General features: G+C 50.0%; 15 protein-coding genes. 8 read left to right on the top strand and 7 right to left on the bottom strand.

Annotated features, from left to right (window positions below; translation table 11 throughout):
• Positions 1 to 153: 153 nt before the first annotated feature.
• Entirely contained in the window at positions 154 to 414 is a 261-nt protein-coding gene (locus tag ABSL23_RS15435; protein WP_353634421.1) for a hypothetical protein, read from the bottom strand.
• Positions 415 to 581: 167 nt separating this feature from the next.
• On the opposite strand from ABSL23_RS15435, the gene ABSL23_RS15430 reads away from it, so the two are divergent.
• The 3 genes from ABSL23_RS15430 to ABSL23_RS15420 all read left to right on the top strand — a co-directional run bounded on the left by ABSL23_RS15430 (position 582) and on the right by ABSL23_RS15420 (position 3,730).
• On the top strand, positions 582 to 1,517 hold the full coding sequence (locus ABSL23_RS15430) for a hypothetical protein (protein ID WP_353634420.1): 936 nt from the start codon (positions 582 to 584) through the stop codon (positions 1,515 to 1,517).
• Between the two features lie 20 nt (positions 1,518 to 1,537).
• Positions 1,538 to 2,707 carry an ISH3-like element ISH27-3 family transposase gene (locus tag ABSL23_RS15425; RefSeq protein ID WP_353633369.1) on the top strand — a complete coding sequence of 390 codons (1,170 nt, stop codon included), beginning with the start codon at positions 1,538 to 1,540 and terminating at the stop codon, positions 2,705 to 2,707.
• A gap of 291 nt (positions 2,708 to 2,998) precedes the next feature.
• Complete coding sequence (locus ABSL23_RS15420) at positions 2,999 to 3,730, top strand: M48 family metalloprotease (protein ID WP_353634419.1); 732 nt, start codon at positions 2,999 to 3,001, stop codon at positions 3,728 to 3,730.
• Positions 3,731 to 4,122: 392 nt separating this feature from the next.
• Here the strand turns inward: ABSL23_RS15420 and ABSL23_RS15415 are convergent, their stop codons facing one another.
• Positions 4,123 to 5,835: a hypothetical protein gene (locus tag ABSL23_RS15415; protein WP_353634418.1), complete on the bottom strand. Its 1,713-nt coding sequence runs from the start codon at positions 5,833 to 5,835 to the stop codon at positions 4,123 to 4,125.
• A gap of 141 nt (positions 5,836 to 5,976) precedes the next feature.
• Between ABSL23_RS15415 and ABSL23_RS15410 the strand changes: the two genes are divergently transcribed.
• From ABSL23_RS15410 to ABSL23_RS15400, 3 genes are all read left to right on the top strand, one after another.
• Positions 5,977 to 6,966: a DUF932 domain-containing protein gene (locus tag ABSL23_RS15410; protein WP_353634417.1), complete on the top strand. Its 990-nt coding sequence runs from the start codon at positions 5,977 to 5,979 to the stop codon at positions 6,964 to 6,966.
• A gap of 399 nt (positions 6,967 to 7,365) precedes the next feature.
• On the top strand, positions 7,366 to 7,701 hold the full coding sequence (locus ABSL23_RS15405; RefSeq protein ID WP_353634416.1) for a hypothetical protein: 336 nt from the start codon (positions 7,366 to 7,368) through the stop codon (positions 7,699 to 7,701).
• Between the two features lie 101 nt (positions 7,702 to 7,802).
• Complete coding sequence (locus ABSL23_RS15400) at positions 7,803 to 9,077, top strand: IS4 family transposase (RefSeq protein WP_353635392.1); 1,275 nt, start codon at positions 7,803 to 7,805, stop codon at positions 9,075 to 9,077.
• Positions 9,078 to 9,217: 140 nt separating this feature from the next.
• Here ABSL23_RS15400 and ABSL23_RS15395 read toward each other — a convergent pair whose 3' ends face one another.
• From ABSL23_RS15395 to ABSL23_RS15380, 4 genes are read right to left on the bottom strand one after another with little or no spacing between them, the layout of a single operon-like run.
• On the bottom strand, positions 9,218 to 11,419 hold the full coding sequence (locus ABSL23_RS15395) for an RNA-binding domain-containing protein (RefSeq protein ID WP_353634415.1): 2,202 nt from the start codon (positions 11,417 to 11,419) through the stop codon (positions 9,218 to 9,220).
• Positions 11,420 to 11,422: 3 nt separating this feature from the next.
• A complete protein-coding gene (locus tag ABSL23_RS15390) occupies positions 11,423 to 12,100 on the bottom strand; it encodes an IS6 family transposase (RefSeq protein ID WP_353633501.1) in 678 nt (225 codons plus the stop codon).
• Positions 12,101 to 12,144: 44 nt separating this feature from the next.
• Positions 12,145 to 12,408, bottom strand: coding sequence for a hypothetical protein (locus tag ABSL23_RS15385; protein ID WP_353634414.1), 264 nt, complete (start codon positions 12,406 to 12,408; stop codon positions 12,145 to 12,147).
• Positions 12,408 to 14,432, bottom strand: a complete 2,025-nt coding sequence (locus ABSL23_RS15380) for a class I SAM-dependent DNA methyltransferase (RefSeq protein WP_353634413.1) — start codon at positions 14,430 to 14,432, stop codon at positions 12,408 to 12,410. The genes ABSL23_RS15385 and ABSL23_RS15380 overlap by 1 nt, the downstream gene beginning before the upstream one ends.
• Before the next feature lie 135 nt (positions 14,433 to 14,567).
• Here ABSL23_RS15380 and ABSL23_RS15375 point away from each other — a divergent pair, with 135 nt between their 5' ends.
• Positions 14,568 to 16,559: an ATP-binding protein gene (locus ABSL23_RS15375; protein WP_353634412.1), complete on the top strand. Its 1,992-nt coding sequence runs from the start codon at positions 14,568 to 14,570 to the stop codon at positions 16,557 to 16,559.
• Positions 16,560 to 16,587: 28 nt separating this feature from the next.
• On the opposite strand, the gene ABSL23_RS15370 is transcribed toward ABSL23_RS15375, so the two are convergent.
• Entirely contained in the window at positions 16,588 to 17,304 is a 717-nt protein-coding gene (locus ABSL23_RS15370; protein ID WP_353634411.1) for a hypothetical protein, read from the bottom strand.
• Positions 17,305 to 17,550: 246 nt separating this feature from the next.
• Between ABSL23_RS15370 and ABSL23_RS15365 the strand changes: the two genes are divergently transcribed.
• Positions 17,551 to 18,795: a tyrosine-type recombinase/integrase gene (locus ABSL23_RS15365; RefSeq protein ID WP_353634410.1), complete on the top strand. Its 1,245-nt coding sequence runs from the start codon at positions 17,551 to 17,553 to the stop codon at positions 18,793 to 18,795.
• The last annotated feature ends 638 nt before the right edge of the window (positions 18,796 to 19,433 follow it).

The following is a 19,433-nucleotide window of genomic DNA, read 5'->3' as shown; positions in this document are numbered from 1 at the left end:
TTAGTGCTGTGTGGCGGTTTCTAGGAGTTGGTTGTGATAGGTGTTTACTTCGTCTGCGATCTCTGCCATTGCATCAACTGTTTCTTCCAATTCTTCTTGGTCGTAGTCTTCTGGGATTTGAATTGATGCGATAAGGCCCATTTCTGTATTTTTCTAAGGTTCAAGGTATTCTGTCAGATTTTCTTCTACGATAGTGGCTTCGGTTTCTGCTACGGGTTCTCCTGTGATTTCTGTAGGTGAGTCTAGTGAACCTTCGGCAGATTTTCCATCTTCTCTTGTTGGTCCGATGAAAATGTATCCGTCTGTATCGGTGATGTTGTATATCTCTCGTTCGCCGTCTTGCCCGTCTTCTGTGTATTGTTGATGGGTTTCGAGGGTTTCAAGAATTGTGTCGAGTTCGTCTGTGTGTTCCATAGATATCGTCCTATTACAACGTGTAAGTAACAACTTTTTTATAGTTTTGTTTTTGTAGCTAGCTATGAAATCGTAGCTCCCTGAGAGCAACACCGCGTAATCCCGTTTAAGCGTGTATAAAAGGATAGCTAATTGCCGAGATAATCGAAGCCATACCGCCGAAAGTAGTGGACATGAAGATTAGGTCACGAACTTGGAAAATTGAAGACGTTCCTGTTAATACGGTACGGGAAGCGGTCTCTGAAGAGTTGGATTTGAGTCCGGAGCTACTTGATGATCAGTGGATGTGGAGGGAGCAGGAACGGTTCGTATCTAGGGAGGTAACCGTCAGTATCTCTGAAGGAGCGGTGACTGAGTCAGTATATGGGTCTAATGTATTGAAAGCCGGATTTTTGCTGGGTCTTATTTTTGCGTTGTATCCGCTGTATTTTCTTTTGTCTCTTGATCAGATGTTCAGTACGTTTGTTCAGAGTGCGGTTACTGCTGGTGATTATGGGCGTGTGCGTTGGCAGGTTGTGCTGCTGTTGATTGGGTTAGGGGGTTGTGTTTTGATGGGGGAGTCGGCTAATTTCTCAGAGTTTAAGGTAAATCTTGATTCGGTAGGTGTAATTAAGCAAGATTCAGCTAACCCCTATGTCGCGTTTACACTGAATTATATTTTGGCGATAAGTTCTGTAGGTTTTGCCTCATTTCTAATAGGCGATCAGTTGATGAAGATCAGTATACTTGCTATTTCAGCCATGATTGGTGGTATCTACGTCTCTTATCGACAGCGGGACTTGAGTTGGCCTGTGGTTGCTTTAGCTATCCCGTTACATGGTGTATTATTCTTATTTATTCCTCTTTTAGCGGCACTACTTTTCAGCCTGGTAATTTCTCAACAAGAGCCGCTGTATCATCTGTTGTCGGTAGAGTTACTTCGAGAGATTGCTGTATCGGGGTTGGTGTTCTTTGCCCTTGTTTTCTTAGCTGTAGCTGTTGTTTCTATTGCGTTAGTCCTCTTTTCTGGCAGTGTAATTTATGATTCTGTCTCAAATCGGGAGCTGGTGTTGTTTGAGTGTCCGACTTCCAAGATTCAGTACCTCACAAAGCTCGCAAGTTGAAGGAGTCCGCTTGCTGAGTTGTGTCCAAGCAAGCAAAGCAAGCGGACAATGAAATCCACGAGGACCAGCTCCTTAACTTCCTCGTCAACTGCCTTGACGAGGAAGTTTCTCTGAATCTCGCCAACAACGCTGAAATCGGTGCAGAGGACATCTACGAGGTCCTCGTCGGCGCGACCGCCGACGGGACCTCGATCTCGACGCTGTGCAACTCCAGTGAAGACTCGCCATCGGCGAACACAGTTCTCTATCATCTACGGACGAAGTTCGAGCCCGAACGGCTCGAACGAGTCGCTAACACGCTTCTTCGACGAGACATCGTCGAACTGCTCCCCGAGCAGGTGGAGGTCTGCGCAGACCTCCACCTGCGACCCTACTACGGTGATGAAGACGACACAGACGCTCTCTACCACTCGGAAGCGAAGCGTGGAACCACTTCGTTCCACGCCTACGCCACACTCTACGCGCGTGTGAAGAACAAACGCTACACGCTGGCGGTGCGCCGTCTCGAAGACGGCGACACCGCCAGCAGCGTCCTCGCTGAGTTCCTTGGTGTACTCGACGGCCTTGACACCGAGGTCAAGGCCGTCTACCTTGATCGCGGATTCTACGACAGCAAGTGTCTCACGCTGCTTCAGGCGCACAACTACGCCTACGTGGTCCCAATCATTCAGTGGGGTGAGGCGATTCAGCAGGAACTCTCGGAAGGATGGAGTCGCATTATTCAACACAACCTGACAGGGAAACTCGACGGTCACAGCTGGACCGTCGAGTTTCCCGTCTACATCGACTGTACGTACCTGAACGGACGATATGACGAGAACGGTGTAGCGCGTCACGGCTACGCCGCTGACGCGCCGTTCATCGAGACGCCACGCGAAGCGCGATACCACTACAGCAAACGCTTCGGTATCGAATCGAGCTATCGCTTGTCCGAGCAAGCGATAGCGACGACAACGACACGAGACGCGACGGTGAGACTGCTGTACGTCGTAGTGAGTCTGCTGCTACAGAATGTTTGGCGGTATCTCCACTACGAATACGTGGCGACGCCGCGCCGAGGCGGGCGTCGCCTCTGGTGGTGGCCGTACAAGGAGTTCGTGAATATGGTTCGACGGGCTGCGTGGACGGCCCTTGCGGTGCGTCGGGCCGTCCCCGCGAACCGACCACCTGACGACCGATTCCACCGCTAACCACTGACCGGGACAGCCCCGGCACTGAGTGGCGACGCTGTCGCGTCGGCGGCTAAGCGCCGCCGACAGCGACAGCTTCCCGTCGATCTGTGAGGAGATCGCGGTCGGTCACTGCACTCCGCAACAGAAATCAGACCTCAGACTGACTCAACTGAGGACGCTTTGTGAGGTACTGAGATTGTGCTTTTGCTTACTCTGTTGATATCGAATGTATCGATTGTCATTTCGACTGTTTCGTTGGTTGATATTGTCCGGTACGGGTTTACTAGCGACTGGGTTTTTCTTGGAGTGGTGTCTGGGAATTTCGGATACTGGGGTTCGGGGGTGCTTCCGGTTTCAGGCACGGCTTTAGCTGTTTACTATGCCCTATATTTGATCCCGGTAATGCTATTGACAGGAATGTGGTTATACAATTTGTCGGAGAGGATTCGTGGTCAATTGGGGATTGTGAGGTTATTGGATAATGGTGAAGAATATTCGAGTGATGTTGCTCCCGAAAATGTTCGAGTGATTGTCGCTGACCGGGGTAATATCCCAGTTATTCGTGCAGGAATGTCGCTACTTTGTGCGCAGAGGTATATTGTGGTGAGTCAAGTAGTGGTTGAATCGCTTTCCCGAAGAGAGCTTGAAAGTGTGATTGCTCATGAAGTGTATCATATTCGGAATCGTGACTGGCTTGCGAATCTGGCGGCTACGTTACTCTCCGGTCTTGTCGGTGGTCGGAATTCGATTCTTGTTTTCTATGATTATCCGAAAGTTGAGCGTGCTGCCGATGATTATGCGGCAGAGATAGTCGGTGAGAAGTATTTGATTAGTGCATTAGACGAATTGGAACTCCTGCGTTTGAAAGCGGCCGGTGGACGCGTATTCTGGAATGAAATGAGTATGAGAGAGGAGGGCAATAGTGAAGATGCAGGAATGAGGTCCTATCTGTTCAAGTTCTATGACTTGTTGTTCGGCAGTCTTCTGATCGATGTGTCGCATTTAAGTTTGGAAGAGCGAACGAAGCGGTTGGAGGATTAATTCCTTAATCTACTTTTCATATTCTTCTGAAATATAATTATATGTAAAGTATGATTGGAGTATAACAGCGGAAGGAAATCTTAAGGTTGTTTCTTCTGCAGATGTTGCTGATCAGCAGACTCGGGCCCAGAGCATCCTTTCCGGGAGTTATAACTCGAACTTGAGAGATAGCTGGTTTAATATATCGAAAGTATGTAGTGGTGGAAGTACTTGCTCGGAAACTGGGATAGTTCCAAGTAAGAATGACTTGTCAGGTTCCCTGGTAAGCACACCGGTGATGAATCTGCAGAGTAAATGGCAGCAGAACCTGAGCTACGGTTTCAGCCAAATGAGTTCGGAGGATTTATCTTCTTACCTGAAAGAAGGTCCATAGCAATTAGAAAAAGTAATTTTTATGCGCCGGCCAGTGCTTCCTGGCCGAACCCTTCATCCATTTCTTCTCCTTCAAGCGTTGCATCGATCTCCTCTGCATCCATACTGTAGCTTGGATTGTCGAGAAGGAACTGATTGAAATCATCGTAATGGCCCTTCTCATCATTCCAGACTTCATCAATTACAGAGTCATCTTCCACTACCGCGTACTGAGGATTCTCTGTGTCTCCGTAGACTACATGGTTGCCATCTTCGTTCCTAAGTAGTTCATTCATTACTTTGGCCTGGTTGTAAAGTTCATCGAAATTAGCGTCATTCTGATTGTAGGTTCTTAGTTTTTCTGTGAAATCTTGCAGGTATTCGGTGGTTAGGGCTATATCTTCGGTAGTTTCCATCCCCGATCCTTCGCCTGATGTGCTTGCGAGGATTGGAGAAGTAGCCATATTCTGAACCATTTGAGCTGCTCTTCTCTTCTCCTGTTCAAAGTCCCATCTCTGGCTGTCGCTATGGCCTTCCCATCCGAACCGTAGTGGATGCCAGTACTTGTTGAATTCTTCATGCTCCGGATTCAGATAATTCGACTCTTCCACTAATGGATGTCTTTGGTCGTGTATTGTTTGAGGTGTGCTTGTTACTGGGTTGGCTACGGTCTCCATGATACGGAGTTCGTCGCTTCCATCAGCATTCTTACCGTAGATTAACCCGTTTCCGTGTGAATCAAGGTCGAAGTCCCAGGCGTGAGCCTCTAGTTCTGTATCATTCTTACGCTTGACAGATTGTTCGATCGCTTGCTCAAGAGTAGCTGCATAGATGAAGTCCTCATCACTTCTGGGACCGATATCTGTCATGATTGCTTGCCAGTTGAATAGGTATGTGTGGAGGCCGTCCAGTGCTTCGCCTAATGTTTCTGCGTTGGCGAATTTCTCGTAGTCAAAGCTCCCACCATCTCTGGTTTGGGAGTTCCACTCTCCGTTTGGATAAGTAGTCACTCCCTTTTCCCCATTCTTAATCGCCTCTATTTCTGGGTCGCCTGTGTCTGTGCCGATGCTTTCTACGAATTTGCTGCTTTCTTTAGGGCTTCCTTCTTCTAGAGCTTCGTAGTCGTTGTCGTGGCGCCATTCGAGTGCGGTGAGGTCGGCTCCTACTTTGTCAAATCCTACGGCTTCGTGGCTGCTGTACGTATCGAAGACAGGATCTTCTGTAGTGAATCCGCCGCGGTCTTCCAGGTAGTTTTCTTCATCTGAATTATTCTTGATTGTTTTCCGGAGTTCCTGGTTTCTCTCAGGTACTACATCGACCTTGTAGTTACCAGGCGTTGGCTTGGAGGCCTTTGCCGTGTCTTCTGCCTGTGTATCGTTTTTACTTGCTGTGGCCTTGAATTCTTGTTCTCCCTCTGTCATCTGACCTGGCTGTACGGTTACTGAGCTGCCGTTCCACTGCTCTGAACCCTGGTTGATCTCTACTTTTCCATTACTTACTGTGGTCTGTGCAGGGTCTCCATTTGCCTCAATAGAGAATTTGGCCTGGAAGTCCTCGATACTCTGATCGTTCCAGATTGAAGGTAGTTGTGATGGCTGGGCCTCTGTAGAAATACTTACAGAAATATCCGGGTTGCCGGTGTTACCGTTCGTATCAGTGTTATCTGTATTTTGGTTGTTTCCGGTGATAGTGTTGCAGCCGGCGAGTGTGGTGAGGAGTCCGGTGGTTCCGAGGAGGAGTTGTCGTCGTTTCAAAGAGAGGTGCCACCTGGTTGTTGTGTCTTGTTAGTGGTGTCACTGTTTTATAGGTTGAGGGAGGAGAGGGTTCATCTGAAATTGGGGGTGTGGCCAGGTACCTACCCTTTCCCCGGTAACTGTCTGGTAGAAGGGTGGTAGTTGATTCAAGGAGAAGAATACGTTTTCGACGATTTAGACGAACTGTACGAAACCGCAGAAAGGCTTCCGGAGGTGGATAGGCACGATGTCTACGCACGGAATGAACAACGCGATGAGTGGGAGCAGATCCCGTATCGTGACTCGTTGTGGACTGATGATGGGAGAGCGACGGGCGTTGTCTCCAGCAGCCAAGATTTCTACAACGTCATTCAGTACGGCGATATCCTGGAGACAGTAGGTGACGCCGTCGAACGCCACGGTATCGAGCCCTCCGGCAGGGTTTCGATCTCTCCGACGGCCCACAAGATGAGCGCCAAACTCGATTTTGATCAGGAGGTCTACGCAAACCAAGACGACCCTATCGATCTCGGATTACAGATTCAAAGCGGACACAGTGGGTTCCACGGCCTGAAGTACGATATCGGAGCTGAGCGACAGGTATGCAGTAACGGGATGACGGCCTTCATCTCTGAACTTGGATTCGATCAGACACACGGCGAACCGTTCCAACCAGGCCTTGCATACAACGCCGTCGACGCAGTAGTTGAGAGTCCGGCAGAGATAGAACAGAGATTGGCACAGGCCCAGAACCGTGAATTGATGAACCAAGACGAGGCCCTCTTGGTGCTGATGGATTCTGGAGTCGGCCGCTACCTTGAAGAGCCTGTTCCAGACCTGCTTAACGCATTATACGATGAGGTGGACGATCCTGAGGCCCCAACGCTCTGGGAGACCTACAATGCGGCTACACGCGCATTGACACACTATACTCAGGATGTACCTGATTACGAGTTGGCGGATGGCTTCGAGCAAGCGGCCCAGCTTTTGGAGAACGGAGCTAACGAGATTCCTGAGCCGGAAGCATTGGGTCGTAGAGCTGTAGACAGCCGAAGCCGCCAGTTGATCGAACAGGGAGATACGGAACCGTATTGGCCGGATGAAGAGCAAACCCTGAGAGAGCTAATGGAAGCCCACGAACTTCAAGCGTAAAGGTGGTTCAACGATTACTGATTTCGATGACGAGGAGCCGTTAGCTGAGTGGGAGGCAGCTCTCCTTCCGGACTGGGAGTGGGAAGCCTACGACAAAGAAGAAGACGGCGTCTACTTCGGCCGAGTAAAGTCCCCGAACACCTACGGACGATGGGAGTACGGCTACTTCACCCAAGACCAGTTAGAGAAAGCGGGTGCGTACCGTACTGACCTAGATCCTGAGGACGAGGCCCCGCTATTTCCAGACGGTGGCGAAGTTGAGGACGTCGTAGGTATCTACGAAACCGAGTTAGAGGCCTTGCTTGAAGAACGAGGTGATTCACGATACAAGAGGTAGATGAACTTCTCGACGAATATGCGGAAGAAAAGCAGTACGTCGAAGAGCAGAAGCCGTACTGGATGAACCTTACCGGCGGCACCAGCTTTTCTGGGGCTCTACGATTTGAACTGGAGAATTACTTCCCGGAAGCCCATTACAAGAATGCGATTGACCAGGCCTTCGAAGAGGAAGCAAGAGAGGACTTGAGGCCTGATGGTGGCAGCAGGACGCAGTACTACTGGAGTGGGGAGGACGGAGTGGTATACCACACTGAATCAGGAGACGACCTCGTCGACCCGTTCTTCGGCTCTGTAGAAGAGGCAGAACAGTATCTTGAGAACTTGTCGGATCTCCACGGCAATGAGCAGTACACGGGGATGGTACTGAGAAAGTCCGGTAACAGCATCTGTCTTTAGTTAAGCGAGAAACCGCGAGATAGCGGCGGCTTATCGAGGCATCTTTCGGAAGGAATGAGGAAGTCCAGTCTGTGCACGACAAGGACTCCTCATCTCGAATTATGCGTCGACTCACTACACTGTTTCCCTCTGAGTTCCTCGAAGAGCACGCCGAGGAACTCGGCGTGGTCGAACGTGACCGCAAGCTCCAGATCCCTGCCTTCGTTTGGGCGTTCGTGTTCGGCTTCGCCGCAGGCGAAAGCCGAACACTCGCCGGGTTTAGACGCTGTTACAACTCTACTGCCGATGAGACGATCTCTCCGGGTGGATTCTATCAGCGGTTGACACCGACGCTTGCAGAGTATCTCCGCGACCTCGTCGAGCGCGGTCTCGACGAGGTCGCTGTTCCTAACGCTGTTGACGCTGATATCGACCGATTTAGAGACGTGATGATCGCTGATGGAACGGTGTTGCGGTTACACGAATTTCTCTCAGACCAATTCGAAGCCCGCCACGAGGAGCAGGCTGGAGCGAAGCTCCACCTGCTCCACAATGCCACAGAGCAGACGATTGAACGGCTCGATACTGCTAACGAGAAAACGCACGACAGCACCTTGTTCAAAACAGGGCCGTGGCTTGAGAATCGCCTCGTGTTGTTCGATCTTGCCTACTTCAAGTACCGCCGGTTTGCGCTGATCGACGAGAACGACGGCTACTTCGTGAGTCGGCTGAAGCAGAACGCAAACCCGGTGATTACGGCAGAATTACGGGAATGGCGCGGCCGCGCCATTCCCTTAGAGGGCAAGCAGCTCCGAGCTGTTCTCGATGACCTTGACCGGAAATACATCGATGTGGAGGTCGAAGTCGAATTCAAACGGGGGCCGTACAATGGGACACAGTCGCTGGATACGAAGCGATTTCGCGTCGTCGGCGTCCGCAACGAGGACGCCGACGACTACCACCTGTACATGACGAATTTAGCTAGGGAGGAGTTCTTTCCGGCGGATTTAGCGGAGATCTACCGCTGTCGGTGGGAAGTTGAGTTGCTGTTCCGGGAGCTGAAGACGCAGTACGAATTGGACGAGTTCGACACGAGTGACGAACACGTGGTGAGGATCTTATTGTACGCAGCGCTGCTGTCGCTGCTTGTAAGCCGCGATCTGTTGGATCTAGTCACTGAGCAGGCGGATGATGAGCTTGTGTTTCCGACAGAGCGCTGGGCGGCGACCTTCCGGTCGCACGCCCAGCTCATTCTCCACGAACTCGGTGAGTTCCTCGGCTATTCACCACCGCCGCTGCTCGACCGGCTGATCGAAGACGCTCAAAAGATCCACCAGCAACGACCAATCTTACAAGAGACGCTCGCTACCACTACACAACCGAGGTGTGAGGCTTAACTAAAGACGGATGGTCCGGTAACAGGAAGGTTGAGGAAGCAACTGATGTCCTGACGGAGCAATCGGGACTTACAGACTGGTGAGAATCTGAATACAGAGTGAAATAGAGATCCCGGAGTACACCGCTTAGTACTCCGGGTTTACCTAAAATGTTTCTTGATATATTCATCTGTGTCTCTGGAGCTGAGCTGCTGGGTCCCATCGTCTTTTCTGATGTAAAGGTCTTCGCCGCTGAACTCGATTGGTTCATCGCTCGGCTCTACTTTTATTACGCAGATGGATTTATCTCCGAGGGTGCTGAACTGAACCCCGGTTTTTTGTGTTGCGAATGTCTCTCCAAGGTGTTCAGCTAATGCGTTTTCAAGCTGTTTCTTGAATCCTTCTTGACCCTTTGAAATGGATTTGAAGTCCTTTTCTAGACCAGTGATTTCTCCATCTTTGTTGACTCCAAGTATTAGATGGCCGCCGGCTGTGTTAGCGAAGGCTGCAACGTGCTGAGCGACTTTCTTTTTAGCCAAATCGTCGGACTCAGTTTCGGGCAGAAGATGTTCCTTGAATTCTACTGTCTTGTTCCTGCCTTTCTGGATTAGTCCTCGGGTATCATCCTTAGAAGAGTTCATAAACTGGTTGAAAAGCCAGTTCTGGAAGACCTCGGCGAATTCATCGTTGTTCGTCGCCTTGTTGAAGAACTTCGTGTTCTGATCAATCATATCCAGCATTTCTTTCCGAGTAACCTTCTCGAACTTCGTCTGGGCCTTTTCAGCGCTGTTTTTCTCAACGGTTTCTTTCAGAGCATCATTTTCTTCCAGTCGGTTTTTGAGGTGTTTTATGAATGCCTTGTCTTGCTCGTCGACTTCGTACCCGAATTGCTGGTTAAGCATCTCGACGATATTCTCTAATGGAGACCTCTCTTCCTCTGTCTTCGTAGATCCGTCCTTCGATTTGTGTGTTGGTCCGAGATCTCCGTTCGAGCTTTCGAGGGAACGGTCTTCTTCTTTGGCCACCTCTTTGATGTGGTATTGATCCAGATCGACGTACTGCTTAACCTCGTTCGGCATTTCCCCCCGTTCGACATCCAGCTTCCGGTATAGGACTCTAGAGAACTGATAGAGCTTGTGAAGTTCTTCGTCGCGGAAGTTCACGACCTTAATCAAGAAGGAGTAAAGCTGTATGAAATCCTTCATTTTCTTCCTGAACTCCTCTTGAGTTTCTTCTTCTGTGCTCTTGTACCGATCTTTCACAGGGTCGAGTACTGCGCTCAGTTGGTCCTGGTTACCGTCTTCACCGTACCAGAGCTCAGTAAACTCTTCAACTTCCTCGTCTCTGAATAACCTGAACTCGCGTAGCTCTTCTTCGAGATCATAGACAAGCTGAGGATTTGTTCCTTGCTTGACCCGGGTTTTGGTGTAGAAGTCCTCGAACGCGTCTTGGATGTCTTCTGGGTCGTTCTTAAAGTCGACAACCATCGTATCTTCCTTGTCAGGATGGGTCCGGTTGAGCCGGGACAGCGTTTGCACTGCTCTCACCCCTCCCAGATTCTTATCAACATACATCGTGTGTAGCAGAGGTTGATCGAACCCGGTTTGGAACTTGTTTGCAACAATGATGATTCTGGCATCGTCTTCTTCGAACCGATCTTCGACCTTTTGATCTAGATCTTTGTTTACATCCTTCTCTGAGAGCTTCTCGCCTTCATACTTGAAGTCGGAGAAAGCTGCTAAGGCCTCGAAATTGTAGTTATTCTCTGTGAGGTATTTGTCGAAGGCACGTTTGTATTTGACAACCTGTTCTCTTGACCCTGTGACGACCATCGCCTTTGCTTTTCCGTCGATCCTATGCATCACCTCTTCTGCGAAGTGTTCAACGATGATCTCGGTCTTCTTTTCAATTACGAGATCATGGCTGTCGACAAACGACTTGAGAAGTCTCTTAGCTTTGGATTCTTCAAACTCCGGATTATCCTTGATAGTCTTTAGCAGATTGAAGTAGTCTTGATACGTGGTGTAGTTCTGTAGAACGTCCAAGATGAAGCCTTCTTCAATAGCCTGGCGCATACTGTACAGGCTGAAAGGTTCGTATCCGCCGTCCTCGGTTTCCTCACCGAACATTTCCAAGGTCTTCTCTTTCGGAGTAGCGGTGAATGCAAACGAGCTGACGTTTGAGAGGACTCCACGGCCTTCCATATCCTCATTCAGCCGATCTTGAACAGAGACTTCTTCGTCTTCTTCGACTTCCGTAGAGGACTCTTCCGAGAGAGCTCTGGTTTGGCTGTCTTTGAGTTCGCCGGTTTGGGAGGAATGAGCTTCATCAATTAAGACTGCAAAGTTTCTGTCCGAGGGCACTGTCTAGTTCTGGACCTCCTCGATCGGCGTTCTGCCATCAAGACCTTGATGCGGTCTGTGGCAGTTGTAGTAATGCATGAACTGTTCAAGCCACTCTCGGACGCTTGACCGACTGCCCACCCACGAGTTATGGAAGCGGTCGACCCGCATTTTGAGCGTGTGAAACCACTTTTCGATGAGGTTTCGGTCGGTATAGTTGACCCGACCGCTCAATCCTAATCGAGCAAGGGCAGTCCGATAACCGAATTGATCGACGAGAAACTCAGCCTCCGAGAGATCATATTTCTCTTGGAGTTTCTGCAGAAATGCAGCCGCTGGATCAGTGCCATGCCGCCCAAATAACGCGACATCCAGGATCAATTTTGTGTCGATGTCTATTGCAGCATACAACCAAGACCACTCACCGTTAATCTTGACAGCAGTCTCGTCAACGGCGACCCGCTTCGGCTGCGCCTCAGGCGGGTCGCAGTCGCTGTCAGCTAGCCGATGTACCCAGTTCCAAACCGCTCCATGCGAGCGTTCAACGCCTAATTCCGCTAAGATCGTTGTTGTCTCGCGGAGCGAACAACCGGTCTGGTGGAGGCGGACGGCGAACGCCCTAACGGGCGTCGCCGTCCGCTCATTCTCCCAAGATTCTTCTAAATCCGCCGCATAGCTCTCACTGAGCAGGTCTGCGAGCATCTCTGAACAAGTTACTCAACGACCTGCTCACTTCTCAAACTAACTCAACTAGACAGTGCCTTCTCATTTTCAGTAGTTAATCCACCTTTGTCAGAAAGATGCTCTCCACCAATGCTGAAAACGCCATCATTCCCATCGTATTTTTCTCTAGAACCCGTCTCCATTGATTTCAGACATCTATCAATCTTCATGATAGACCAATTCGAAGGAATACTACCAATCCAATCGCTATTCGTCTCTACAAATTTCTCTTCGTCTCTAAATCTGTAATCTAATGTCTCTTGACCAAAGTCGGTCAATTCAGCCATTATTTGGTCACCTCCTGAATCATATCAACGACCTGCTGTTCTACTTCTTCGATATCTTCCTCGATTTCTCCGAGAGGGCGAGGTGATTCGTATTCGTAGAAGTAGCGGTTGAAATTGATTTCGTAGCCAATCTTTCCAAGCCCTCCATCTTGTGGGTCGGTCATATCTTCGTTGATCCAGGCGTGAGGTACGTAGGGTTGTACCTCTTCTTCGAAGTAGTCTCGAACGTCCTTGTCCAGAGGGACGTATTCGTAGTCGGTTAGGTTTGTGTCTCGTTCTGGCCGACCCTTACTATCGCGGACGATTTCGGCGTCAGGATCTTTCTCTCCGAGTGCGTTGAAGATGTTACCGCGAACGGATTTCTTCAGGTTGAGTCCTGTTTCTTCGATTGCCTCATCGAGTTTCTCTTCGAATTCCTTTTTGTCTTTGTAGAGTTTGTCATCCATGCCGTGGAGCATGTCGAGGATGGCTTCCTGCTTTTCCTCGCCCTCTTCACTACCCGAGAGATTGCCAAATGCTCTCTCCTCCTTGATTTGCTCTATTCGGTCTTCAGTGGCTTTGAAGTTCTTGCGTAGCGGGCGTTCGATCCTGACCTTTCTGTATCCGAACTCGGTTACAGGGTGGATCTGAGAGTTTTCTGTGTCTTCGTTTTCTCTGTAGAGTTCGATGATATCCTGGATTTGGTCTTCTGTGAGCTCTTTTCTCTTGTCTCCCTTGTTGTCGTCCATCAGGGTCCAGAACTCTTCACCGGATGCGTCTATCAGTTGGACTGTTTCTTCTCGTTCTTCGGGTTTGTCGTTGGAGAGGACCCAGACGTAGGTGGTGATCTTGGTGTTGTAGAAGAGTTCGTCTGGTAGTCGAATTAGTGCTTCCAGCCAGTCGTTTTCGAGTATCCATCGTCGGATACTGCATTCGTTTTTGCTGTCTGAGACGTTCGGATCGGCTGTGAAGAGAGGTGATGCGTTGGTAATATAGGCGATTCTGCTCCCCCCGTCCTCTGGTTCCTGTATCTTGGAGAGCATCGTTTGCAGGAAGAGAAGCTGTCCGTCGGTTTTCGATGGAAGGCCTGCACCAAATCGGCCTCCGAAGCCTTGTTCCGCTTCTTTTTCTACCTCTTCTTTGTCGCTCTTCCAGTCTTTCCCGTATGGGGGATTGGCGAGCATGTAGTCGAATTGTTTGTCTGGGAAGGCGTCGTCAGCGAGTGTGCTTCCGTCTTCGATGTTGTTGGCTGCTGAGGCGTCTTCGCCTTTGATGAACATATCGGATTTGGCGATGGCGTGGGTCTGGGGGTTGACTTCTTGTCCGAATAGCCAGGTTTCTACGTCTTCGTTTATGTCTTTGATTCGTTCCTCTGTTTCTGTGAGCATCCCGCCGGTACCGCAGCAAGGGTCGTAGATCTGGAGAATCTCGTTCTCCTCGAAATCGTCTCTGTCTGGCTCTATAGCCAGTTCTGCCATTAGGTCGACGACTTCTCTCGGTGTGAAGTGTTCTCCAGGGTTTTCGTCGAGGGATTCGTTGAATCTCCGGATTAGTTCCTCGAAGATGTCTCCCATCGTGCCGTTGTCGATTCTGTCTGGGTGTAGGTCGACGGTGGGTTGGGTGAATCGTTTTACAACTTGGTAGAGGAGGTCGTGTTTGGAGAGTTCCTCGATGGTGGATTCGAAGCCGAAGTTGTCGAGGACGTCCTGCATTTCGGGGGAGAAAGAGCGCATATATTCCTTGAAGTTGCGTTCAATGTCGCTGGGTTCGTCGAGAAGTGTTTCGAGAGTGTATTCTGAGTAGTTGTAGAAGGGTGCGTCAGCAGCTTCTTTCAGGACCTCTTGTAGTGCTTGGTCGTTTAGCTCATCGCTGTATTGTTCGTATGTTTCTCTGACTTCGTCGTTTGTTGGTTCGAGTACACAGTCAAGCCTTCGCAGAACCAGAAATGGCAGAATGACTTCCTCGTAGTCTCCTCGTTTGAATTTATCTCGGATTAGATCAGCAGTCCCATAGACGAAGTTGGATATCTCGTTGAACTCGGACATAATAGTGGTATTCCCCTATGTCGGTATAAAGGCTGTACTGTTAAATCCGTTAGCGATATGAGTGGGTGTTCGGCAAGGCATCTGAAGCGAGGGGTACCTCTCCTAGTTAGAATATTGCGAGAGTAGTTCTGTAGTATGGACCGAGATTCTGGCCTTCTCGAACTGGCGAAAAAGAACGGTGTACTCGATAATCCCGAGCTTCGACAGATAGTGTTGGCAGCCGGTTTATCCAGCAATAAGCGACTTCAAGAATCGGCTAAGAAAATGGTTCTCAGCAGATCCATTCAGCAATACGAATATCCATTCGATCACAATCTTGAGTTCGGAGATATCGGCTTAGGCAAGACGCTCCAAAATCAGCCGTTTTACCTCTCACAGAGCGATTTAACAAGGCATCTCTTGGCTGTGGGGCAGTCGGGTTCGGGGAAGACAACTCTGTTCTTCAATCTGCTTGGCCAGGTTGGTGTTCCGTTCTGGGTTTTTGATTTGAAGCGGGATTACAGGCCTTTGACTCGTCAGGATCAGGTGTTGGTGTTGCCGTGGTCGGAGTTGAAGTTGAATCCGTTGAGGCCTCCGAGTGGTGTGTCTCCTCGTAGGTGGGCTCAGGTTTTCTCAGAAATTTTTGGGCACGCTACTTCGCTGCTTTCGGGGTCGAAGAATTACTTGTTGAAGAAGATTATTGAGCTCTACGACTTGTACGGTTTGTTTGAGGAGGTTTCAGGGCCGTACCCGGGCCTTCACGAGTTGCAGTTGTTGGTTGAGAATGATTCGATGAGCTATGTTCGTACTGCTGCGGATTACAGGGATCGCTTGTTGAACCGGTTGGAGGCGACGAACCTTACAGCAGGTACAGTCTTCGAATGCAGCCAAGGCCCTACAATAGAGGAGCTTCTGAACAGGAGGGTGGTTTTCGAGTTTGATGGTCTCAGCAGGGATGTTCAGAACTTTTTGATGGAGATTTTGTTTGCTGGTGTCTACGAGTATCGTTTGAGTCAGGGAATGCGTGGTGACGAATTACGGCACTTGTTTCTCTTGGATGAGGGGAAGCAAGTTTTCTCAGTGTACAAAGAAAGGCAGGATGCGGCTGGTATTCCGGAGATTGATCAGTTGACGGCGAAGATGCGGGAGTTCGGTGAGGGCCTCATCGTAGGTGATCAGGAGGCAAGCAAGTTGACGGATTCTATCAAGGCGAATACGTACACCAAGTTCTTGCTGCCTACGGGCGACCGGAAGCAGTTCCAAGCAGTCACAGACTCGATGAACTTGTCTGAGAGACAGATGGAGTTTGCCTCTGAGCTTGAGGTGGGGGAGGCGGTAGTTCAGGTCGGTAACCGTGGCCCAGTACCGGTCAAACTCGACGACTACGAAGTTGACAAGCAAATTTCTGATAGCGAACTCCAGATACTCCAGGCCGAGAACTGGAACAACCTGTCTCACGAATCAAGGGATACTACGTCTGAGTTCGAAGTTGAGATATTGGAAGGTCGTTCTGGTGAGGTACCTGAGCCTGATACGCCGGAAGATCCTACAAGAGAAGTCAACGTCTCAAGCGAAGCAGACCGCCTACTCAAGGACGTTGTCGAGAATCCGTTTAGACCCTTGACTCAACGGTACGGAGAATTTCCTAGCCGGTACAAGGGTAACAAGGCAAAGGATGAGCTTGTCGACGAAGGCGTACTGATCGAGAGGCAGGTCCGCACAAAGAGTGGACGTCGAAAGCTGCTGGAGTTGACGAAGAAAGGCCGCCAGTACGTCGAAGATGAACTAGATCTGGAAACGAAACACAGGGGGCGAGGCGGAGTCGTTCACAGGTACTGGCAAACTCGAATCAAGGAAGCATTCGAACAAGCAGGCTGGTACGCTGAGACGGAAGTATTCGATGCCGACGTCTACGTGAATATGGACACTGCCGAGCTTGTGGTCGAGGTAGCGATGGGCGACAACCCTAGAGAGATAGAGCACATCGAGAAGCATCTGGAGAAAGACTTCATCGTCTGGATCACAGCCCGCAACCAGGAAATCATGGAAGGACTACAGCAAAGGATGGAGGAGAAAGGCCTACAGACAGATAACGTAGTATTTCGACCAGTTCGGGACTTCAACGAGATTGAGAATCTTCCCGAATAGGTTGTTCGGGCCTTTCGCCGTATCGGAATTATAGTTCTCTTCTGTGTTCTAGCCAGTTTCGGATGAGTGAGTCAACTAGAGCTTTCGCGTCTGAGTAAGTCATTGGGTTGTCTGGTGCGGGTATTCTTTCTTGGCCGTGACGGGCGTCGTCGCCGATTGCGTCCCGGCTGTTGGCGGTCTGTTTGAACCGGTCTTTCTCGTTGCTGGACCACCAATCTCGGTCGACGATGTTGTCGTCTCCGTCGATGTTTGCCTGGATGAATTCGTAGATTCGGTAGAGGTTCACCCAGTCATCTCCTTTATCGAGCAAGGCAACCAGTTCTCGTACCTTATCGTCCTCAGCAGCCAGTTGAGTCAATTCGTAGGTCCGATCAGCAGGCCTGTGAACACTCGTGTTCCCATCCTCATCTGTTGTGGTTACCCGGACAGGTCCTGCTCTCATCTTGACAGTCGAACTCTCTGCTCGAACAGTAACGTGCTCAGTACCGTCCTCGTTGATTTCGTGTACGTGGGAGGCCTGCAGGTCCTCGGTTCTTAGTGAGTCTTTGGCTCCGAGGTTTCGGATGGTTCGGACGATTTCCTCTGCGGTATCTCGTACTTCATCGGTGTCTTCGAGGTCCTCGAACTGAGAGCTCCAGAGAAAGAAGTTGTCGTCATCCTCGAATACTTCGGGATCGTCGGTGAAGCTCTCGGCTAGTGTTTCAAGCCCTCTTTCGTTTCCGGTGAGTCGGACCTTCCATTTCATTTGAGTTGTGGTGTGTGAGGTGCTGTAGTTATTTAAAAACTTGACAGCAATGTTCACTTGAAAAGCCAACAGAAGGAAGGAGTATGGCAAGACACGACAAGCAGAGAGTTCGTATGGCTAATATCTAGCTCTCTCGGGGCTTACCACTAAGCGTTCGAAGCCCTTCATCCGAAGGCTTGTGTTCAAGCTCAAGGGAAAACGTGTCTCTCCCCACACTCCTTCTGACTTCAAGTGTGAAATTACGGTATGAGCTCAACACAATACGTCGACATCAACAGAACCCTTCAAAACCTGAAAGACAGCCAGATACGGCCAAAAAACGTCGAGGCAATACGCGACTTCGTAAACCACTGTGCGGCAGAGGGAATCAGCGAAGTACGGCAAGCACGTCTCACATCCGCGCTGAAATCATTGCTCAACAACTTTGCTCCCGAAGACTTTCTTCTCAGAGAAGCAAGCGAACAGGAACTCAAAAAGTTGATCGCAGGCCTGAATCGAAGCGACTACGCAGATAGCACGAAGCACACGTTCAAATCTGCTGTAAAGAAGTTCTACAAGGTCGATAACGGCGGCCACGAACATCCCGACAAAGTCCAGTTCTTCTCTGTTTCCTCGGGAGAGAAATCCACCTCAGTCACCCGCGAAGACTTGTTCACAGAGGACGAACTGAAACGCCTGTTCCAATCTTTCACGAGTACACGTGATCGTGCCCTTACGATGGTTCTCTACGAGTCAGGTGCCAGGCCAGGAGAACTCTTAGCCTGCAATATCGCAGACTTCACCTCAAACGGCAAAGGCGACTTCATCTTCCTCCAGGGCCTGAAGAACACACCTGATAGAACGAACCAATTGGTCCGGTCAGGCCGAGTTGTACGTGAGTGGCTTGCTCAGCATCCTTGTGGTGGAGAACTAGGAGATATCGAAGATCCCAGTGCTCCTCTCTGGGTGAAGACTCAGCAGCAAACCTGTCGTCACTGCGGAGAAATCCCTCAGAACCACGACGATTCAGTTTGTGAGTACGAGGCTGATCTTCAGGATCGATTGAACCACGGAGGATTCTACAGAAGGTTCAAACAGGCCTGCCGGAAGGCCGATATCCCGGAGAACAAGACTCGGCCCTACAACCTTCGGCACACCCGTTTAACTGAAGTTGCCAAGTTTATGGGATACGAGCAGTTGAACAAGTTTGCTGGTTGGAAGCCAGGAAGCGACCGTGCCAAAGTCTACGTCCACCTGAACAACGACGACGTCAACCAAGCGATCAGAGACAAATACGGATTAGAATCCTCAGACGAGGAAGAGAAAAGCGTTCGATGCTCGTACTGCGGTACTGAGAATCAGTCAGACCATAGCGAATGCAGGACGTGTGGCCGTATTCTTAGCTTGGAACAGCAGACGAAGCAAGAGGAGAAACAACAGGTGATCGAGAGACTGGCCGAGCTCGACGAGAAGGGGATTCTAGATAAGATTCAGAAGCTAGATCTCGACTGAACAGTGGTAAGGCCTTCGTCAAGTTCTATTCTTTTGTTTTCAGCTGTGGGGTTGCCACCTTCCCAGTCCAGCTTTGTCATACACTGTTCGCATCTAGGAGTTCTGAATTCAATGTTAGTCCCGCAACGTGGGCAGCTGTGACCGGACTCGAACTTTTGGAACTGGCTGTGATCTATTGGTTCGTGTACTGGTGGTGAGCTGAATGGGTCCTCCTGTGTCTGCGCGGGTATCTGAGAGAACTCCGTTTGGGGCCGCCAGGAAGGAGGGCAGAACTGCTCAGGGATAGTTCCCTCTTCGCACTCCTGTTTCCAGAGCTTTGCCGTGCTTCGGGCACAGCTTACGCCGCTGGCCATCTCTTTCATTTCAGATTTGCCGCCAGTCGAAATGGCCTCTCCGCAATTTTTCACGAAGGAGGCACCAGTCCAGAGTCTTGAGACAGTGGAGGCCATTCTATCGTTGAATACTACTGATTTAAAATACAAAAGCTTACTCCACCAACCGATAGGTGGCCTTGAGCAGCGTATATTTTTGTTCTTGAGTGACCTTGGTTTATGGCTAAGTTTCCAAGACTAAGCGAAGCGGAGGAACTCCTTTCAGAGGTTGATTCTTGGACGGAGGATGAGATTGAGGGTTTGCCG

The organism is Halobacterium sp. NMX12-1 (assembly GCF_040435975.1).
Lineage (GTDB): Archaea > Halobacteriota > Halobacteria > Halobacteriales > Halobacteriaceae > Halobacterium > Halobacterium hubeiense.
Note: the sequence above shows the minus strand (reverse complement) of the source record. Positions and strands in the feature narration are given on the sequence as shown.